The sequence below is a fragment of the Streptomyces sp. NPDC044061 genome (assembly GCF_056434305.1).
In genome coordinates this window covers 457,793-471,776 of the sequence record NZ_JBWKFL010000004.1, presented here as the reverse complement: position 1 = coordinate 471,776, position 13,984 = coordinate 457,793, and the positions used below count along the sequence as shown (strand labels likewise).

Sequence of the window (13,984 nt, the reverse complement as noted above, 5' to 3'; positions counted from 1 at the left end):
GCAGCCGTTGAGGCGGGCGGTGCCGCGGTTCCCCAGGCGCGCGGGGAACCGCGTGGCCGGCCCCCGCGCACCCGCACCCGGAAACGGTCAGGTACCTACTTCAGCACACTCGCCACAAGCCGCGCAGCGCTCCGTACCTTGGGGCGGGCCATCTTGCGGACCACCGGGCGGATGACTCGGGCCGTGACTCCCACCGGGCGCCAGCGGACCTGCAGGCGGCCGGGGTTGCGGCCCTCCGGTTCGATGGTGACGTCGTGCGGGGTGGCGCCGGAGCGGTACTCCACGCGTGCGGTGAGGGACGGGAAGTCCAAGGGAGCCAGGAGCAGCCCCGAGTGGGCGAGGCCCTGCTGACCCAGGCGCAGCAGCGGATGGCGTACGCCGTCGAAGCCCTGCACGGGAAGTGGCGCCGTCGCCAGGTCGAGACGGACGCGGCCCTCGAAGATGCCCGGGCGGACCGGGTCCAGCCGGAACGGGACCGTCAGCCGGCGCCGGCCGGGGGCCAGCACCAGACTCGCGCGCTGAGGGCCCACCGGGAGCCGCAGCCCGGGGTCGTACGTCCGGATCGCGAGGGTGACACAGGCCCCGGGGCCCGGGGTCAGTTCGGTGATCTCGTGGCGGAACTGCGCGGTGGGGAACGGCCTGGTGTCCAGCTCCAGGTCGGAGACGTCCAGTTCGCGGCGGGCCCGGTCGGAGGAGGGGACGATGTCGCCCCAGTAGCCGGCGCCGGAGTCGTCGGTGGTGACGTGCCTCGGTGCCACGCCGTGAGCCAGGCCGCGTGCCGCCAGCCGGGCGTCGGACAGGCGGCCGTCGCGCAGGAGTTGCAGCACCACCCGTTCCGGGCGCGGCAGGCGGGTGAACGCGCCGTCCGCGAGCGTCTCCAGATACGGGTTCATGGTCTCGGCGAAGGCCTCCAGCCACTCGGCGTCCCGGTAGGGCAGGTCGCCCGCGTACATCCGGAAGTCGTGCTTGAGGAACTTGTAGTCCTTCTCCTCCCGCAGCGCCGCGTGCCCGTTCTCCACCAGGAAGTCGTCGATGAGGCGCTGCACGTGCACCCGGTCGCGGACGTTGGAGATCTTGTGCCGCTGGTTGGAGATGGAGGCGGAGGCGGCGGTCGCGAAGGGCTCGATGTACCAGACGTACACCGGGTCCGGAATGATCGTGAACGCCTTCGCCAGGCAGTACGCCTGTGCCGAGAACAGCTGGTCCTCGTAGTGGATGCCCTCGGGGAAGCGGAGCTGGTGGCGGTCGAGGAACGCGCGGGCGTACATCTTGCTGGTCGACAGGTGCTCGAAGAGCAGCCGCGGGTCGGCCTCGATGCCGTCGAGCGTGCGCTGCTCGGTGACCAGGTGCGGCATCCAGGTCGAGCGCCGCCCGTTGTCCACCCGTACCCGCCGTACCGCGCCCATGGTGAAGTCCACCTCGCGCTCGCGGTGCGCGGCCAGCAGCAACTCGACGGCCCGCGGCGGTAGTTCGTCGTCGCTGTCCAGAAACATCAGGTACGGCGCCCGGGCGATCTCGATGGCCCGGTTGCGCGGGGCGCTGCAGCCGCCGCTGTTCTCCGGCAGGCGCAGATAGCGGATGCGCTGGTCCTGGGCGGCCAACTTCCGTGCCACCTCGGGGGTTTCGTCGGTGGAGTGGTCGTCGCTGATGACGATCTCGATGTTGGCGTGGGTCTGGGCGCGCAGGGAAGCGACCGCCCGGGGCAGCCGGGCCGCGTCGTTGAAGACGATGACCGTGACCGTCACGTCGGGGGTCGTCATGCCGTGGCCTCCTCGGGGGTCGGGGCGGGGGTGCGATCCTCGAGCGGGATCACCGGCGGCAGCGCCTCCTCGGGTTCGCCGAGGAAGACCCGTCGTACCACCCGTTCGGCGGCGCGCCCGTCGTCGTACTCGCAGAACCGGCGGCGGAAGGCGGCCCGTGCCTTCGCCGCGCTCTCGTCGCGCCAGGCACCGGAGGTGAAGATCTCCGCCAGTTCGTCCTGGCTGCGGGCGACCCGGCCCGGTGCCTCGGCCATCAGGTCGAAGTAGACGCCTCGGGTGGTCCGGTAGGTCTCCCAGTCGTCGGCGTAGACGACGATCGGGCGGTCCAGGTTGGCGTAGTCGAACATGATCGACGAGTAGTCCGTGACCAGCGCGTCGGCGGCCAGGCAGAGTTCCTCGACCGGGTCGTAGGAGGAGACGTCGATGATCCGGCCGGAACGGCGCAGCCCCGTCAGCGGGGAGGCGGCGCCGCCGTAGAAGTAGTGCGCGCGGACCAGCAGGACGGTGTCCTCGCCGAGGCGGTCGGCGAGGGCGGCCAGGTCGAGGCGGGGGGTGAAGCCGGCCTCGTAGTCGCGGTGGGTGGGGGCGTAGAGGACGGCGGTTCTGCCGGGGGCGATGCCGAGGCGCTCGCGGGCCGCGCGGACGTCGGCCGCCGTGGCGGTGTAGAAGACGTCGTTGCGCGGATAGCCGTAGTCCAGGGAGGTGTAGCGGGCCGGGTAGGCGCGCTCCCACATCCGGGTGGTGTGGCTGTTGGCGCTGACGCTGTAGTCCCACTTGTCGACGCGGGCCAGCAGGGCGGCGAAGTCCAGGCCCTTGGCGGCGGCCGGGTGGTCCATCTGGTCCAGTCCCATGCGCTTGAGCGGGGTGCCGTGGTGGGTCTGGAGGTGGATCGCGTCCGGGCGTTTGACCACCGCGTTGGGGAAGTTGACGTTGTTCGTCAGGTACTTGGCGGTGGCCAGTGTCTCCCAGTAGCGGCGGGTCCCGGGGATCACGTGGTCCGTGCCCGGTGGCAGGAGGGCCGCGTTCTCCTTGTTCACCACCCACACCCTGTGGATGTGCGGGGCCAGTTCGGCGAGCTTGGCGGCGATCGCGGCCGGGTTGCAGGACACCCCGCGCTCCCAGTAGGAGGCGAAGACGGCCAGTTCGGGGTCGACCGGGCGGCTGAGCGCCCTGTGGTACTGCTGCTCGCGCAGCTTGGCGCCGACCTGCCGCTTCCGGGTCCGTACGGCCTTCCTGGCCGCGCGGCGGGTGCGGTTGGCGGCCTGAAAGGCGCGGTACTTGGTGTACGCGCCCTCTTCGAGCAGGGCGTGCCGGACGCCCTCGAGGCCCGCCGGGCGCTGGTGGTCGTCGGGGCGCCAGCGGACCGCCGCCAGCGAGGCCCGGCGGAAGAACTCGCGGGCCACCGGGTCGGGCAGGCTCTCCCCGGCGAAGGTGCGCACCAGGTCGCGGACCATCAGGTCGTACATGACGGTGCGGGCGGCGCGGCTGTCCTTGGCGAGCGGGAGCAGGGACTCGTAGCGGTCGATGAGCGCGAACCGGCCCTCGGGCGCGCGGGGCGGCAGACTCTCCGGGCGCAGCGTGCGGTGTTCGTACGCCACCTGGTTCAGGCAGGCGACCCGGTCGGCGTACAGCAGGGCCGCGTAGGCGGCGTGCGGCTCGTCGTCGGTGGTGAGCCGTTCCTCGTGCGCCCGCCAGAACCCGGCGCGCAGGGCGCGGGTGCCGAGCAGCGGGGTGAGCCGCAGCAGGTCGGCGGCGTCGCCGAGGGCTTGGACGGCGCGGCCGGCGCCGGCCAGGAAACGGCCGTCGCGGGAGGGGGCGGCGGCGGTCTGCCAGGTGGTGGTGACGTGGTCGAAGAGGAGGACGTCGACCGTGTCGTCCAGTTCGGCGGCCCGCTCGGCGATCAGCCGGGTCGCCCCGGCGGGCAGGCCGTCCTTGGCGTGCACGAAGTGCAGCCAGCGGCCGGACGCCCGCGCGGCCCCCGCCGTTCGGGCCGCCGCGTCACCGGTGCCCTCCGGCAGCGGCACCACGACCGTCTCGGGCGCGTGGCCCTCGGCCGTCTCCCGCGCCCAGTCGCCGACCGCTGCGACGATCACCTCGACGTCCGGGAGCGGGCGGGTCTCCAGCGCGTCGAGGAGTTCCGTCAGATGCCCCTGGGTGTTCGGTCCGTAGACGATGACGCTCAGTTGGGGCATCGCAGGGAACTCCTTCGACTCGTCGTCTCGAGGGGGACCTTTCTTAACATACTGTCACTAGATGGGTGAAAGGGATAACCTCGGCCGAGGTAAGAACAGCCTCAAGAGGGAAGCGGGACCTTCGGTGCTCCGGGGTCCGGCGCCGCCTTCTTGGCGGGCTTCTTCACCTTGTCGGTCTTGTCGCCGGTGAAGGCCTCGTACTCCTTCAGGACGTCCTCGGTCGGCCCGTCCATGCGCAGCTCGCCCCGCTCCAACCACAGCACCCGCTCGCAGGTGTCGCGGATCGACTTGTTGTTGTGACTGACCAGGAAGACCGTACCCGCGTGCCGGCGCAGCTCGCGGATCCGCTCCTCGGAGCGCTTCTGGAAGGAGCGGTCGCCGGTGGCGAGGGCCTCGTCGATCAGCAGCACGTCGTGGTCCTTGGCGGCCGCGATGGAGAAGCGCAGGCGGGCGGCCATGCCGGAGGAGTACGTCCGCATCGGGAGCGTGATGAAATCGCCCTTCTCGTTGATCCCGGAGAAGTCGACGATGTCCTGGTAACGCTCCTTGACCTGCTCCCGGGACATGCCCATGGCCAGGCCGCCGAGGTGGACGTTGCGCTCGCCGGTCAGGTCGTTCATCAGGGCCGCGTTGACGCCGAGCAGGGAGGGCTGGCCGTCGGTGTAGATGTGTCCGTTCTCCACCGGGAGCAGTCCGGCCACCGCCTTGAGGAGAGTCGACTTGCCGGAACCATTGGTTCCGATGAGTCCGATCGCTTCACCCTTATAGGCGACAAACGAAACGCTCTTCACCGCGTGCACCTTGCGTACGCCGGCCGCCTTCTCGGCCTGCTTGCGGCGCAGGATGCGGTTGAGGGCGGCGGTGGCGGTGCCGCGGCCGGCACCGGTGCCGTTCACCCGGTAGACGATGTCGACGCGGTCGGCGATGACGGTGGGGATGTTCTCGCCGGTCTTCTCGGGGGTCTGCTCAGCCACGGCCGTACGTCTCCTCAGCCTTCCAGAAGTAGATGAAGCCGCCGATGCCGGCGAGCACGGCCCAGCCGGTGGCCGCCACCCACACGTGCGGGGGCAGCTGGTGGGCGTGGAAGCTGTCGATCAGCGCGTACCGCATCAGGTCGATGTAGACCGCGGCCGGGTTGGTCTCCAGCAGGATGGTGACGATGTGCGGCAGATGGTCCTTCTTGGTGAGCTTGTCGATGCTCCACATCACGCCGGACACGTACATCCACGTGCGCAGCACGAACGGCATCAGCTGCGCGATGTCCGGGGTCTTCGCGCCCATCCGCGCCATGATCATCGACACGCCGATGTTGAACGTGAACTGCAGGACGAGGGCGGGGATCGCCAGCACCCAGGAGACGGCGACCGGCACGCCGAAGCAGAGCAGGATGACGATCAGCGCGGCCATCGAGAACAGCAGCTGCTGGAGCTGCTGGAGCGCGAAGGAGATCGGCAGGGCGGCGCGCGGGAAGTGCAGCGCGCGGACCAGGCCGAGGTTGCCGGAGATCGCGCGGGTGCCCGCCATGATCGAGCTCTGTGTGAAGGTCCAGATGAACACGCCCGTGACCAGGAACGGCACGTAGTCCGGCACGTTGTGCTTGGTGCCGAGCAGCACGCCGAAGATGAAGTAGTAGACCGCCGCGTTCAGCAGCGGGGTCATGACCTGCCAGACCTGGCCGAGCTTCGCCTGGCTGTACTGCGCGGTGAGTTTGGCGGTGGCGAAGGCGGTGATGAAGTGGCGCCGGTCCCACAGCTGGCGGACGTACTCCGGCAGGGAGGGGCGGGCGCCGCTGACCGAGAGACCGTGCCGGGCGGCCAGCGCCGCGAGGTCGTCGTCGGCCGGGACCTGGGTCGGGGGCGGTGTGTGGAGGACCTGGCTCACATCCGCTGCTTTCGCTCGTGGGGAGGGGGGTGCGTCCGGCTGCCGCCGGGTCTGTGCGGTCCCCGTCCGTCGCCCGGTGTTTCCTTACGCTTCTCTTCACGTTCTCTTACGTCGGGACGGGACCGTATCGTCGCATCGTGAGCGTAGAACCATCGACCGTCGGAACGCAACCGTTTCGTCGTAACGCCCTATGCTGGGTGGCATGACGACGAACGCCGACGAGGCCCCGAAGCGCGCGCGCCGACGGGCCCCCGCCGGGGCCGCCGTGCTCCGGGAGGACGTGACCGAGGCCATCCGCGCGGCCGTCTTCGAGGAACTGGCGGCCGTCGGGTACGCGCGGATGTCCATCGAGGGGATCGCGCGGCGGGCGGGCGTCGGCAAGACGGCGGTGTACCGGCGGTGGCGGTCCAAGCTGCATCTGGTGCTGGACGTGGTGTCCGCGATGGCGGTACTGGGGCTGCCGGTGCCGGACACGGGGTCCCTGGAGGGGGATCTGCGACTCCTGTACGAGGTGACGTCGCGCGCCCTGCGCCACCCCGTGGCCTCCCAGATCATTCCCGACCTCCAGGCGGAGGCGGCCCGCAACCCGGACATCGCGGAGGCGATGCAGAAGGCGCTGCGGGACGGCCAGGAAGGGGTCGCCAGCAAGATCGTGGCGGCGGCGGAGAAGCGGGGCGAGGTACGGGCCGGGGTCGACCCCGACCTGGCCCTGGACCTGATCTCCGGCCCCCTGTACTGGCGCTCGGTGGTGATCCGCTCCCCGAAGCTCCCCAAGGGCTACCTGGACGACCTGGCCCGGGCCGCGGCGGGCGCCCTCAAGGCGCTGTGAGGCCTTTCGGCCGACGGCGCCGCAGCACCCCAGGGGCGCGGGGAACTACGCGACCGGCCACGTACTACCCGCGGACGGCTCCCGGGCCGAGCAGCCGCTTCGCCAGTTCGATCAGTTCCCCGGCGCGCAGCACCCGTCCGCCGGAGCCCGGCAGGGGCACGTGCAGCGGTTCGGTCCACCGCTCCGGTATCGCGCCGATCCCGTACACCGCCCCGGCCAACGCCCCGGTGACCGCCGCCACCGTGTCCGTGTCGCCGCCGAGGCCGATCGCGGCGCGGACGGCCTCCTCGAAGCTCCCCGTCGATCGCAGGGCCCACACCGCCGAGCCCAGGCAGGGCCACACCGCGCCGTTGAACTCCGTGGCCAGGTCCGGATGCCACTCGGGGGTGAGGACGGTCGCGTAGCGGTCCCGGTGGCCGGGGTGGAGCGCCGTCAGGGTGTCCGGCACGGCGGTCAGCGGGTCGTCCCCGGACAGGGCGGCCCGGATCAGCTCGTGCAGGATCGCCGTGCCCTCCCATGCCGCGCGGTCGCCGTGGGTGAGCGCGGAGAGGCGGCGGGCAGCCCGCATGGTGGCCTGTCGGCCCTCGGGGGCGAAGTACACCGCCGAGGGGGCCGCCCGCATCAACGCGCCGTTCCCGGCCGCCCGTTGGCTGACCTGGAAGTGCAGGGCGGCCGCGGTGTCCCAGGGGTCGCCGCTGGTCAGTACCGCCTCCGTCTGCAGGCCGATGTCCTTCGGATCGGCCGCCGCCCAGCGCTGGAAGCGCCGGAACACGTCGGGCAGATCCAGGCCGACCCGCTCCAGCAGCGACTCGGCGACCAGGACCGCCATTTGCGTGTCGTCCGTCGCCTCGCCCGGCTCCCAGCCGCCGCCCCCGCACATCTCGCCACCGTGCCCGGGCCGCGGGAACCGGGCCGAGAAGGCGCCCTCCGGGCCGAACTCGAAGGGTGCCCCCAGGGCGTCACCGACGGCGGATCCGAGCACGGCGCCCACGGCGCGCTCGACGAGCGGGGGAGTGGTCATCCGCGGAGCCTACGACCGCGCCGCCTCCGGGTGCAGTCGTACCCAGCCCTCCCAGGCCGAGGCGATCATGTCCTGGACGTCGTGCTTGGCCTGCCAGCCCAGTTCGGTGGCGATGCGTTCGGCCGAGGCGACGACGCGGGCGGGGTCGCCGGGGCGGCGGGGAGTGACCGTCGGGGGGCGGTTGTAGCCGGTGACCGCGTTGATGTGGTCGATCATCTCGCGGACCGAGACGCCCTCGCCGCGGCCGATGTTGAGGGTCAGGTCGCGGCCGGGGGACGAGCGCAGGGCGCGGGCCACCGTCACATGGGCCTCGGCCAGGTCGACCACGTGGATGTAGTCGCGTACACAGGTGCCGTCGGGGGTCGGGTAGTCGTCGCCGAAGATGCGGGCGGACGCGCCCTCGGTGAGCTTCTCGAAGACCATCGGGACGATGTTGGCCACGCCCGTGTCGGCCAGGGCGGGAGTGGCCGCGCCCGCCACGTTGAAGTAGCGCAGCGAAGCCGTGGCGAGGCCCGTCGCCCGGCCCGTCGCCCGGACCAGCCACTCGCCGGCCAGCTTGGTCTCGCCATAGGGGGACATGGGGAGACAGGGCGTCTCCTCGGTCACGAGGTCCACGTCCGGCATGCCGTAGACCGCGGCGGAGGAGGAGAAGACGAAGGCGGGGATGTCCGCCTGCGTCACCGCCTCCAGCAGGACGCGCAGGCCCTCCACGTTCTCCCGGTAGTACTCCAGCGGGCGGTCCACGGACTCGCCCACCTGCTTCTTCGCCGCCAGGTGGACCACCCCGGTCACCTCGTGCTCGGCGAGGGTCCGCGCCACGTTCTCGGCGTCCAGGGTCGAGCCACGCACCAGCGGCACCTCGTCCGGCACCCGCTCCGCGACGCCCGTGGACAGGTCGTCGTAGACCACGGTCCGCTCGCCCGCCTCGGTCATGGCGCGCACGACGTGTGCCCCGATGTATCCGGCGCCGCCCGTGATCAGCCAGGTCATGTACGGCCGTCCCCTCGTCAGTCGGCCTGGTGGCCGGTGGCTTCGTTCTCCCCGTGGTTCTCAGTGAAGCAGGCGGCGCAGCCGTCCGCGGGCCACTGCCAGGACTCCGCGCATCCCGGCCGCCATGCGCAGTGCCAGCGCGCCGGAGTGGGTGGCGTACGGCTGGGCCAGCAGCACGCCGTGCCGGGCGCTCGCCGTGGCGTGCCGGCGCAGGCGGCCGGCGCCCGTGAGGGCGTGCGCCGTGACGTCCCGGGCCGTGCCGTCCGCGAAACGCACGGTCAGGCGCAGGTCCCAGGTGCCCGCGCCGAGCGCGGCCAGGTCGACCGGCACCTCCGCCGTCCACAGGTCCGCGCCCGAGGGCGTGAACGCCGACGACGCGCGCTGCACCGTGCGCTCGTGCTCCCGGGACTGCCACCGCACATCCACCTCCCGCGGCCCGGCCTCCGCCATCCGCCCGTACAGCTCGTGCAGCCGCAGGCGCAGCCGGGTGTCGCGCGCGCGTGGCCGCAGTTCCGCGTCCACCGCGAGGGGCAGGACCGCCGTGGGGCGGGTCAGGAGAGGGGCGAGGCCCACCTGGGGGAGGTCGGCGGACCAGACGGGTGTGCCGTCGGGAGTGCGGGCGTAGGGCGGGAGCAGCCGGGCCGGGCGGGCGGCCAGCTCCTTCAGGCGGGGGAGGTCGCACGGCTCGAGGGACTCCAGGACGACCCGCCCCAGCAGCCGGCCGGGCGCCGTCGGGTTCCGCTCCCAGTCGGCGGCGTCGTAGCGCGCGAGGTACTCCCGCGTGTGCGCCCACCACGCGCGCCGGTACCCCGCGTCACGCAACCCCAGCTCGCGCGCGTACATGCGCACCTCGTGGTCGAGGAACTTCGCCCGGGCCTCCCGCGCCAGCTCCTTCTGTCCGGCGCCCAGCAGGATGTCGTACGCCAGGGCGCACGCGCCGGTGCGCGCCTTCCAGTTGTCGATGCGCTCGCGGTCCAGGGAGAGCGACAACTGCTCGGCCGACCGGCGCACGTGCCAGACGTACACGCGCTCCGGCACGAGGGCGATGCGCGGCGTGGCGGCGAGCACGCGCGCGGTGAAGACGAAGTCCTCGTACAGGAAGCGCCCTTCGGGAAAGCGGATGCCGTGCTCGCGCAGGAAGCCGGTGCGGTACAGCTTGTTGACGCACAGCGTGTCGTGGACCAGGCGGGGGCGCTGGGCGGGGCGCGCGAGGACGGTGCGCGCCGTGTAGAGGGGGGCCTGCCAGGGCTGTTCGCGCCCGGACGGCAGTTCCCGGCGCACGCACAGGCCGCTCGCGACCTCGGCGCGCGCCTCCGTGGCCGCTGTCAGCAGCGCGTCCACCGCGCCGGGAGGCAGCACGTCGTCGCTGTCGAGGAACATCACGTACGGCATCGTCACCGCGTCGATCCCGGTGTTGCGCGGGCTGCCGCAGCCGCCGCTGTTGACGTCCCGGCGCAGCACCCGCAGTCTGGGCTCGTCGGCGGCCAGGCGGGCCAGCAGTTCGCCGGTGCCGTCTGTCGAGCAGTCGTCGACGGCGATCACCTCGCCGACGGCGGCTCCCTGGCCGAGCGCCGAGCGCACGGCGTCGGCCACGTGTTCGATGTCGTTGTAGCCGATCACGACGACACCGACCTGAGGCGTCGGACGCGGGTCTCGTGGGTCTGGATGCATGGGGTCCACGGGCCGGAGCGTAGGAATATTCGGTAATACCCTGTTAAGAGATGCTTAGCGCTCGATCTGGAATCCGGTCGGAATCCGGTCGCGGTTGCCTCGCGCGCACGGGCCTCGCGGACGGCGGCCGCGCGGAACGCCACAGCAGGACCAGGGACAGCGCCGCGGCGGCCGCCAGCAGGCCGTTGCGGGCCAGCATCAGCAGACAGCCGGTCCAGGTACCGGCGACCACGTCGCGGTAGAACATCGGGAACGCCACGGAACTCAGCGCGCACGCCGCGAGGATCAGCACCGCCACCGGGCGCTGGCTGGTGTGCCGCGAGGTCAGGCACACGGCGGCCAGCCCGAGCAGCCAGATCATGTACTGCGGGCTGATGACCCGGCTGGTGGCCGTGAACAGCAGCACCGCGGCCAGCGCGGCGTCGTACGGCGTGGCCGGGCTCCAGTGCCGGGCCCGCAGCCTCCACAGCACCAGCAGTGCGAACGCGGCCGCCGTGAGCGCGAGGGAGGCGGCGGCTACGGCGTGCACGTGCGGGCCGACCAGCTCGATCGCGCCGTACTGGTAGCGGGGCCGGCCGGACCAGCCCAGGTGCCGGGCCAGGTTGAGCGCCGTACCGCCGAACGACTCGATCTGCACGCCCCGGCCGCCCTGCTGCCACAGGAAGGCCAGCGGATTGTTGAACGACACCGCGAGGAGTGCGAAACAGCCGCCCCCGGCGGCCGCCGCCCACCCCCACGACCTCCGCGTCGTGGGCCCCCGGGGCGTGCCCAGCAGCACCAGCGCCGGCCACACCTTCACCAGCGCGCCCAGGCCTCCCAGAACACCGGCCGCGCGCGGGGAGCGCGCCAGGGTCAGCAGGGAGACCACGGCCAGCGCGGTCACCTGCACGTCGTACCGGGCGAGCGGCAGATGCAGCAGCAGCGGCAGACCGCCGGTCCACAGGGCAGCGCCGAGCAGACTGTGCCCGGGGCGTGTCCCCGCGCGGAACAGGGTCACCGCGATCAGTGCGTCCGCGGCCAGCGTCAGCACCACGAACGCCTGAAAGTACGTCAACCACGGCAGCAGGCCCGGCGCCAGCAGCACCGCGCCAGCGCCCGGGGGGTACTGCCAGGTGCTGTCGTGCGCCGGGAACGCGCCGCGGGAGAGGACGCCGTACCAGTGGAAGTAGAGCCGCCACACCTCGCGCGGCACCGAACCCCCGCCCAGCAGGGGCGAACTGTCGTGCGTGAGCAGCCACGTCATCAGGGCACGGGTGGCGAGCCATACGGCGGTGAGAGCGAGGACCGGGCCGGGGGTGACACGGAGACGGTTCATCGCGTGGGAGCCTAATCCGCGCGGATGGTGTTTTTGTGCTGATACGCCGTCAATCAACGACAAATATTGGCTAATCGCAAAAGATCGGGCCGTGGTGAACCTCAGGCCTCTTGTGAAACCGCGGTCGCGCAGGACGGCCGGAGCGCCGGCCGTTGCACCGATCGGCGTAACGCCCGGCGGGGTGGGCCCGGAGCCGTGGCGCGTTCGGCGGACTCTCGCCGTGTGCGTGCCCGCTCTGACGGCGTTCACGCTGGGGCTCTGGGGGCTGGACCGCGGCGGGATGTGGCGGGACGAGGCCGTCACCTTCCAGGTCGCGCGCCGCACGGTGCCGCAGATCTGGCGGCTGCTGCACCGCGTGGACGCGGTGCACGGCCTCTACTACCTCCTCATGCACGTCGTCCTCGCCGTCCGCCCCGGCGAGGTCGTCCTCAGGCTCCCGTCCGTGTGCGCGGCGGCGCTGACCGCGGGCCTCGTGGCCGCGCTCGGTACCCGGCTGGTCCGGCCGCGCACGGGACTGTGGGCCGGGCTGCTGTACGCGGTCACACCGATGGCGGGCCACTACGCGCAGGAGGGCCGGTCCTACGCGCTCGTCGCGGCCGGCGCCGCCGGCGCGACGCTGCTGTTCGTACGGGCCGTGCGGGGAGGTTCCTGGTGGGCCTACGGCCTCGTCCTCGGCCTCACCTGCTGGCTGCACGAGTTCGCGGTCCTGCTGCTGCTCGCCCACGCGCTCTCGCTGGCGTCGGCCCGGGTGGGGGCGCGGGTGTGGCGCGGCTGGGCGTGTACGGCGGGTGCGGTGGGACTGGCGCTGGTGCCGATGATCGTCGTCTCGCGTGCCCAGTCGGCACAGGTGGCGTGGTTGCGGGAGCCGACGCCCCAGACGGCGCTCGGCCTGCTGCGCACGTTCCTGGGACCGACGAACGGCGTGTACTGGCCGTGCCTCGGACTGGCCGTGATGGGGCTCGTGGAGTTGGTGGGGCGGCGAGGGGAGCTGACCTGCGCGGGGGTCGCCCTGCCGCTGGCGGTGGTGCCGCCGGTCGCGTTGATGCTGGTGTCGCAGCTCTCGCCGCTGTACGTCGACCGGTACGTGCTGTACGCCCTGTCGGGCGCACCGCTGCTGGTGGCGGCCGGGGCGGACCGGTTGGCGGTGTGGGCGGGACACCTGCGGGCCGGTGGCCGCGGTGTGTCCGCTCGCCATCATGTGGGGGCGGCCGGGGTGGAGCGGGTGGCGGGGGGCGTGGGGCGTCTGTGGGGTGGTGGGCGCGGTGTGGGTGACGGTGCGTCCGCTCGCCCTCGCGGCGTGTCGCCCACGCGCCCTCGGCTGCCGTCGGCCTCCGGCAGAAGCGGCTCCCTCGTGCTTCCGCTCGCCGGTGTCGTCGTCGTCCTCCTCGCCCTCGCCCAGCAGTTCCCGATCCTCCGCGACGACCGCGACCCGGCCCGCCGCCCCGACGACCTCGCGGCCGTCTCCCGGGTTGCCGGGCGGACCCTGCGGCCCGGGGGTGACGTGCTCTTCCTGCCGTCGCAGGCGCGCGGCACGGCGCTCACGTATCCGGGGGCGTTCCGCGGGGTGCGGGACGTGGCGCTGGCGGAGTCGGCGTCCGAGTCCGGAAGCCTGTACGGGCGGGAGGTCGATGCGCGGACCCTGTACCGCCGGGTGGACGGCCTCGAGCGGGTGTGGGTGGTGGCCGACCGGGATCTGCTCGCCGGGCGCTGGCGCGTGGGCAGCCCCACCGAGCAGGCCAAACTCGTGGTCCTCGCACGGGACTTCGTACTCGAACAGGAGGCCGTGCAGGGCGATGTGACCGTGCGGCTCTACGTCCGCCGGTCCACCGTCAGCCGCAGCCCTGAGCCTCTTCAAGCGCCGCCGAGTCCAGCGCCGAGGTGAGCCGGTCGAGGCGGTCCCGCAGCTCGCCGATCTCCGCCAGCTCGAAGCCCGTGGCCGCCGCGATGCGGCGCGGCACCTCGAGGGCCCGCTCGCGCAGCGCCGCGCCCTCCTCGGTCAGCCGCACCCGCACCGAGCGCTCGTCCTGCGCGCTGCGCTCACGCCGGACGAGACCGGCCCCCTCCAGCCGCTTGACCAGTGGGGACAGCGTGCCCGAGTCCAGGCGCAGCTGCTCGCCGAGCTTCTTGACCGGCAGATCGTCCCGCTCCCACAGCACCAGCATCACCAGGTACTGCGGGTAGGTGAGCCCGAGGTCCTTGAGGAGCACCCGGTAGACGCCGTTGAAGGCGCGGGACGCGGCGTGCAGGGAGAAGCAGATCTGGCGGTCCAGGCGGAGCCAGTCCGTCTCGGGTGCGCCGGGGGTCGGCATGGCGGTCATGACCCCA

11 protein-coding genes are annotated in these 13,984 nt (G+C 72.5%); 2 read left to right on the top strand and 9 right to left on the bottom strand.

Annotated elements, in window-relative coordinates:
• Positions 1-95: 95 nt before the first annotated feature.
• The 4 genes from AC07CM_RS09350 to AC07CM_RS09335 all read right to left on the bottom strand — a co-directional run bounded on the left by AC07CM_RS09350 (position 96) and on the right by AC07CM_RS09335 (position 5,833).
• A complete protein-coding gene (locus AC07CM_RS09350; RefSeq protein ID WP_478875718.1) occupies positions 96-1,760 on the bottom strand; it encodes a glycosyltransferase family 2 protein in 1,665 nt (554 codons plus the stop codon).
• On the bottom strand, positions 1,757-3,952 hold the full coding sequence (locus AC07CM_RS09345; protein ID WP_478875717.1) for a CDP-glycerol glycerophosphotransferase family protein: 2,196 nt from the start codon (positions 3,950-3,952) through the stop codon (positions 1,757-1,759). Before AC07CM_RS09345 ends, AC07CM_RS09350 begins: the two co-directional genes overlap by 4 nt.
• 101 nt (positions 3,953-4,053) lie before the next feature.
• Positions 4,054-4,926, bottom strand: coding sequence for an ABC transporter ATP-binding protein (locus AC07CM_RS09340; RefSeq protein ID WP_478875716.1), 873 nt, complete (start codon positions 4,924-4,926; stop codon positions 4,054-4,056).
• Positions 4,919-5,833, bottom strand: a complete 915-nt coding sequence (locus AC07CM_RS09335) for an ABC transporter permease (RefSeq protein ID WP_478875715.1) — start codon at positions 5,831-5,833, stop codon at positions 4,919-4,921. The genes AC07CM_RS09340 and AC07CM_RS09335 overlap by 8 nt, the downstream gene beginning before the upstream one ends.
• Before the next feature lie 202 nt (positions 5,834-6,035).
• Here AC07CM_RS09335 and AC07CM_RS09330 point away from each other — a divergent pair, with 202 nt between their 5' ends.
• Positions 6,036-6,662 carry a TetR/AcrR family transcriptional regulator gene (locus AC07CM_RS09330; RefSeq protein WP_478875714.1) on the top strand — a complete coding sequence of 209 codons (627 nt, stop codon included), beginning with the start codon at positions 6,036-6,038 and terminating at the stop codon, positions 6,660-6,662.
• A gap of 64 nt (positions 6,663-6,726) precedes the next feature.
• On the opposite strand, the gene AC07CM_RS09325 is transcribed toward AC07CM_RS09330, so the two are convergent.
• Genes AC07CM_RS09325 through AC07CM_RS09310 form a run of 4 tightly spaced genes read right to left on the bottom strand, consistent with a single transcriptional unit; the run spans position 6,727 to position 11,659 of the window.
• Positions 6,727-7,683 carry an ADP-ribosylglycohydrolase family protein gene (locus AC07CM_RS09325; protein WP_478875713.1) on the bottom strand — a complete coding sequence of 319 codons (957 nt, stop codon included), beginning with the start codon at positions 7,681-7,683 and terminating at the stop codon, positions 6,727-6,729.
• A gap of 9 nt (positions 7,684-7,692) precedes the next feature.
• On the bottom strand, positions 7,693-8,673 hold the full coding sequence (gene galE, locus AC07CM_RS09320; RefSeq protein ID WP_478875712.1) for a UDP-glucose 4-epimerase GalE: 981 nt from the start codon (positions 8,671-8,673) through the stop codon (positions 7,693-7,695).
• A 60-nt stretch (positions 8,674-8,733) separates the two neighbouring features.
• Positions 8,734-10,344, bottom strand: coding sequence for a glycosyltransferase family 2 protein (locus AC07CM_RS09315; protein ID WP_478875758.1), 1,611 nt, complete (start codon positions 10,342-10,344; stop codon positions 8,734-8,736).
• 43 nt (positions 10,345-10,387) lie between these two features.
• Positions 10,388-11,659 (bottom strand): glycosyltransferase 87 family protein, encoded by a 1,272-nt coding sequence (locus AC07CM_RS09310; RefSeq protein WP_478875711.1) that lies wholly within the window; start codon positions 11,657-11,659, stop codon positions 10,388-10,390.
• Positions 11,660-11,939: 280 nt separating this feature from the next.
• On the opposite strand from AC07CM_RS09310, the gene AC07CM_RS09305 reads away from it, so the two are divergent.
• Positions 11,940-13,541, top strand: a complete 1,602-nt coding sequence (locus AC07CM_RS09305) for a glycosyltransferase family 39 protein (protein WP_478875757.1) — start codon at positions 11,940-11,942, stop codon at positions 13,539-13,541.
• Here AC07CM_RS09305 and AC07CM_RS09300 read toward each other — a convergent pair.
• Positions 13,489-13,968, bottom strand: a complete 480-nt coding sequence (locus tag AC07CM_RS09300) for a MarR family winged helix-turn-helix transcriptional regulator (protein ID WP_478875756.1) — start codon at positions 13,966-13,968, stop codon at positions 13,489-13,491. The genes AC07CM_RS09305 and AC07CM_RS09300 overlap by 53 nt on opposite strands.
• Positions 13,969-13,984 lie beyond the last annotated feature (16 nt).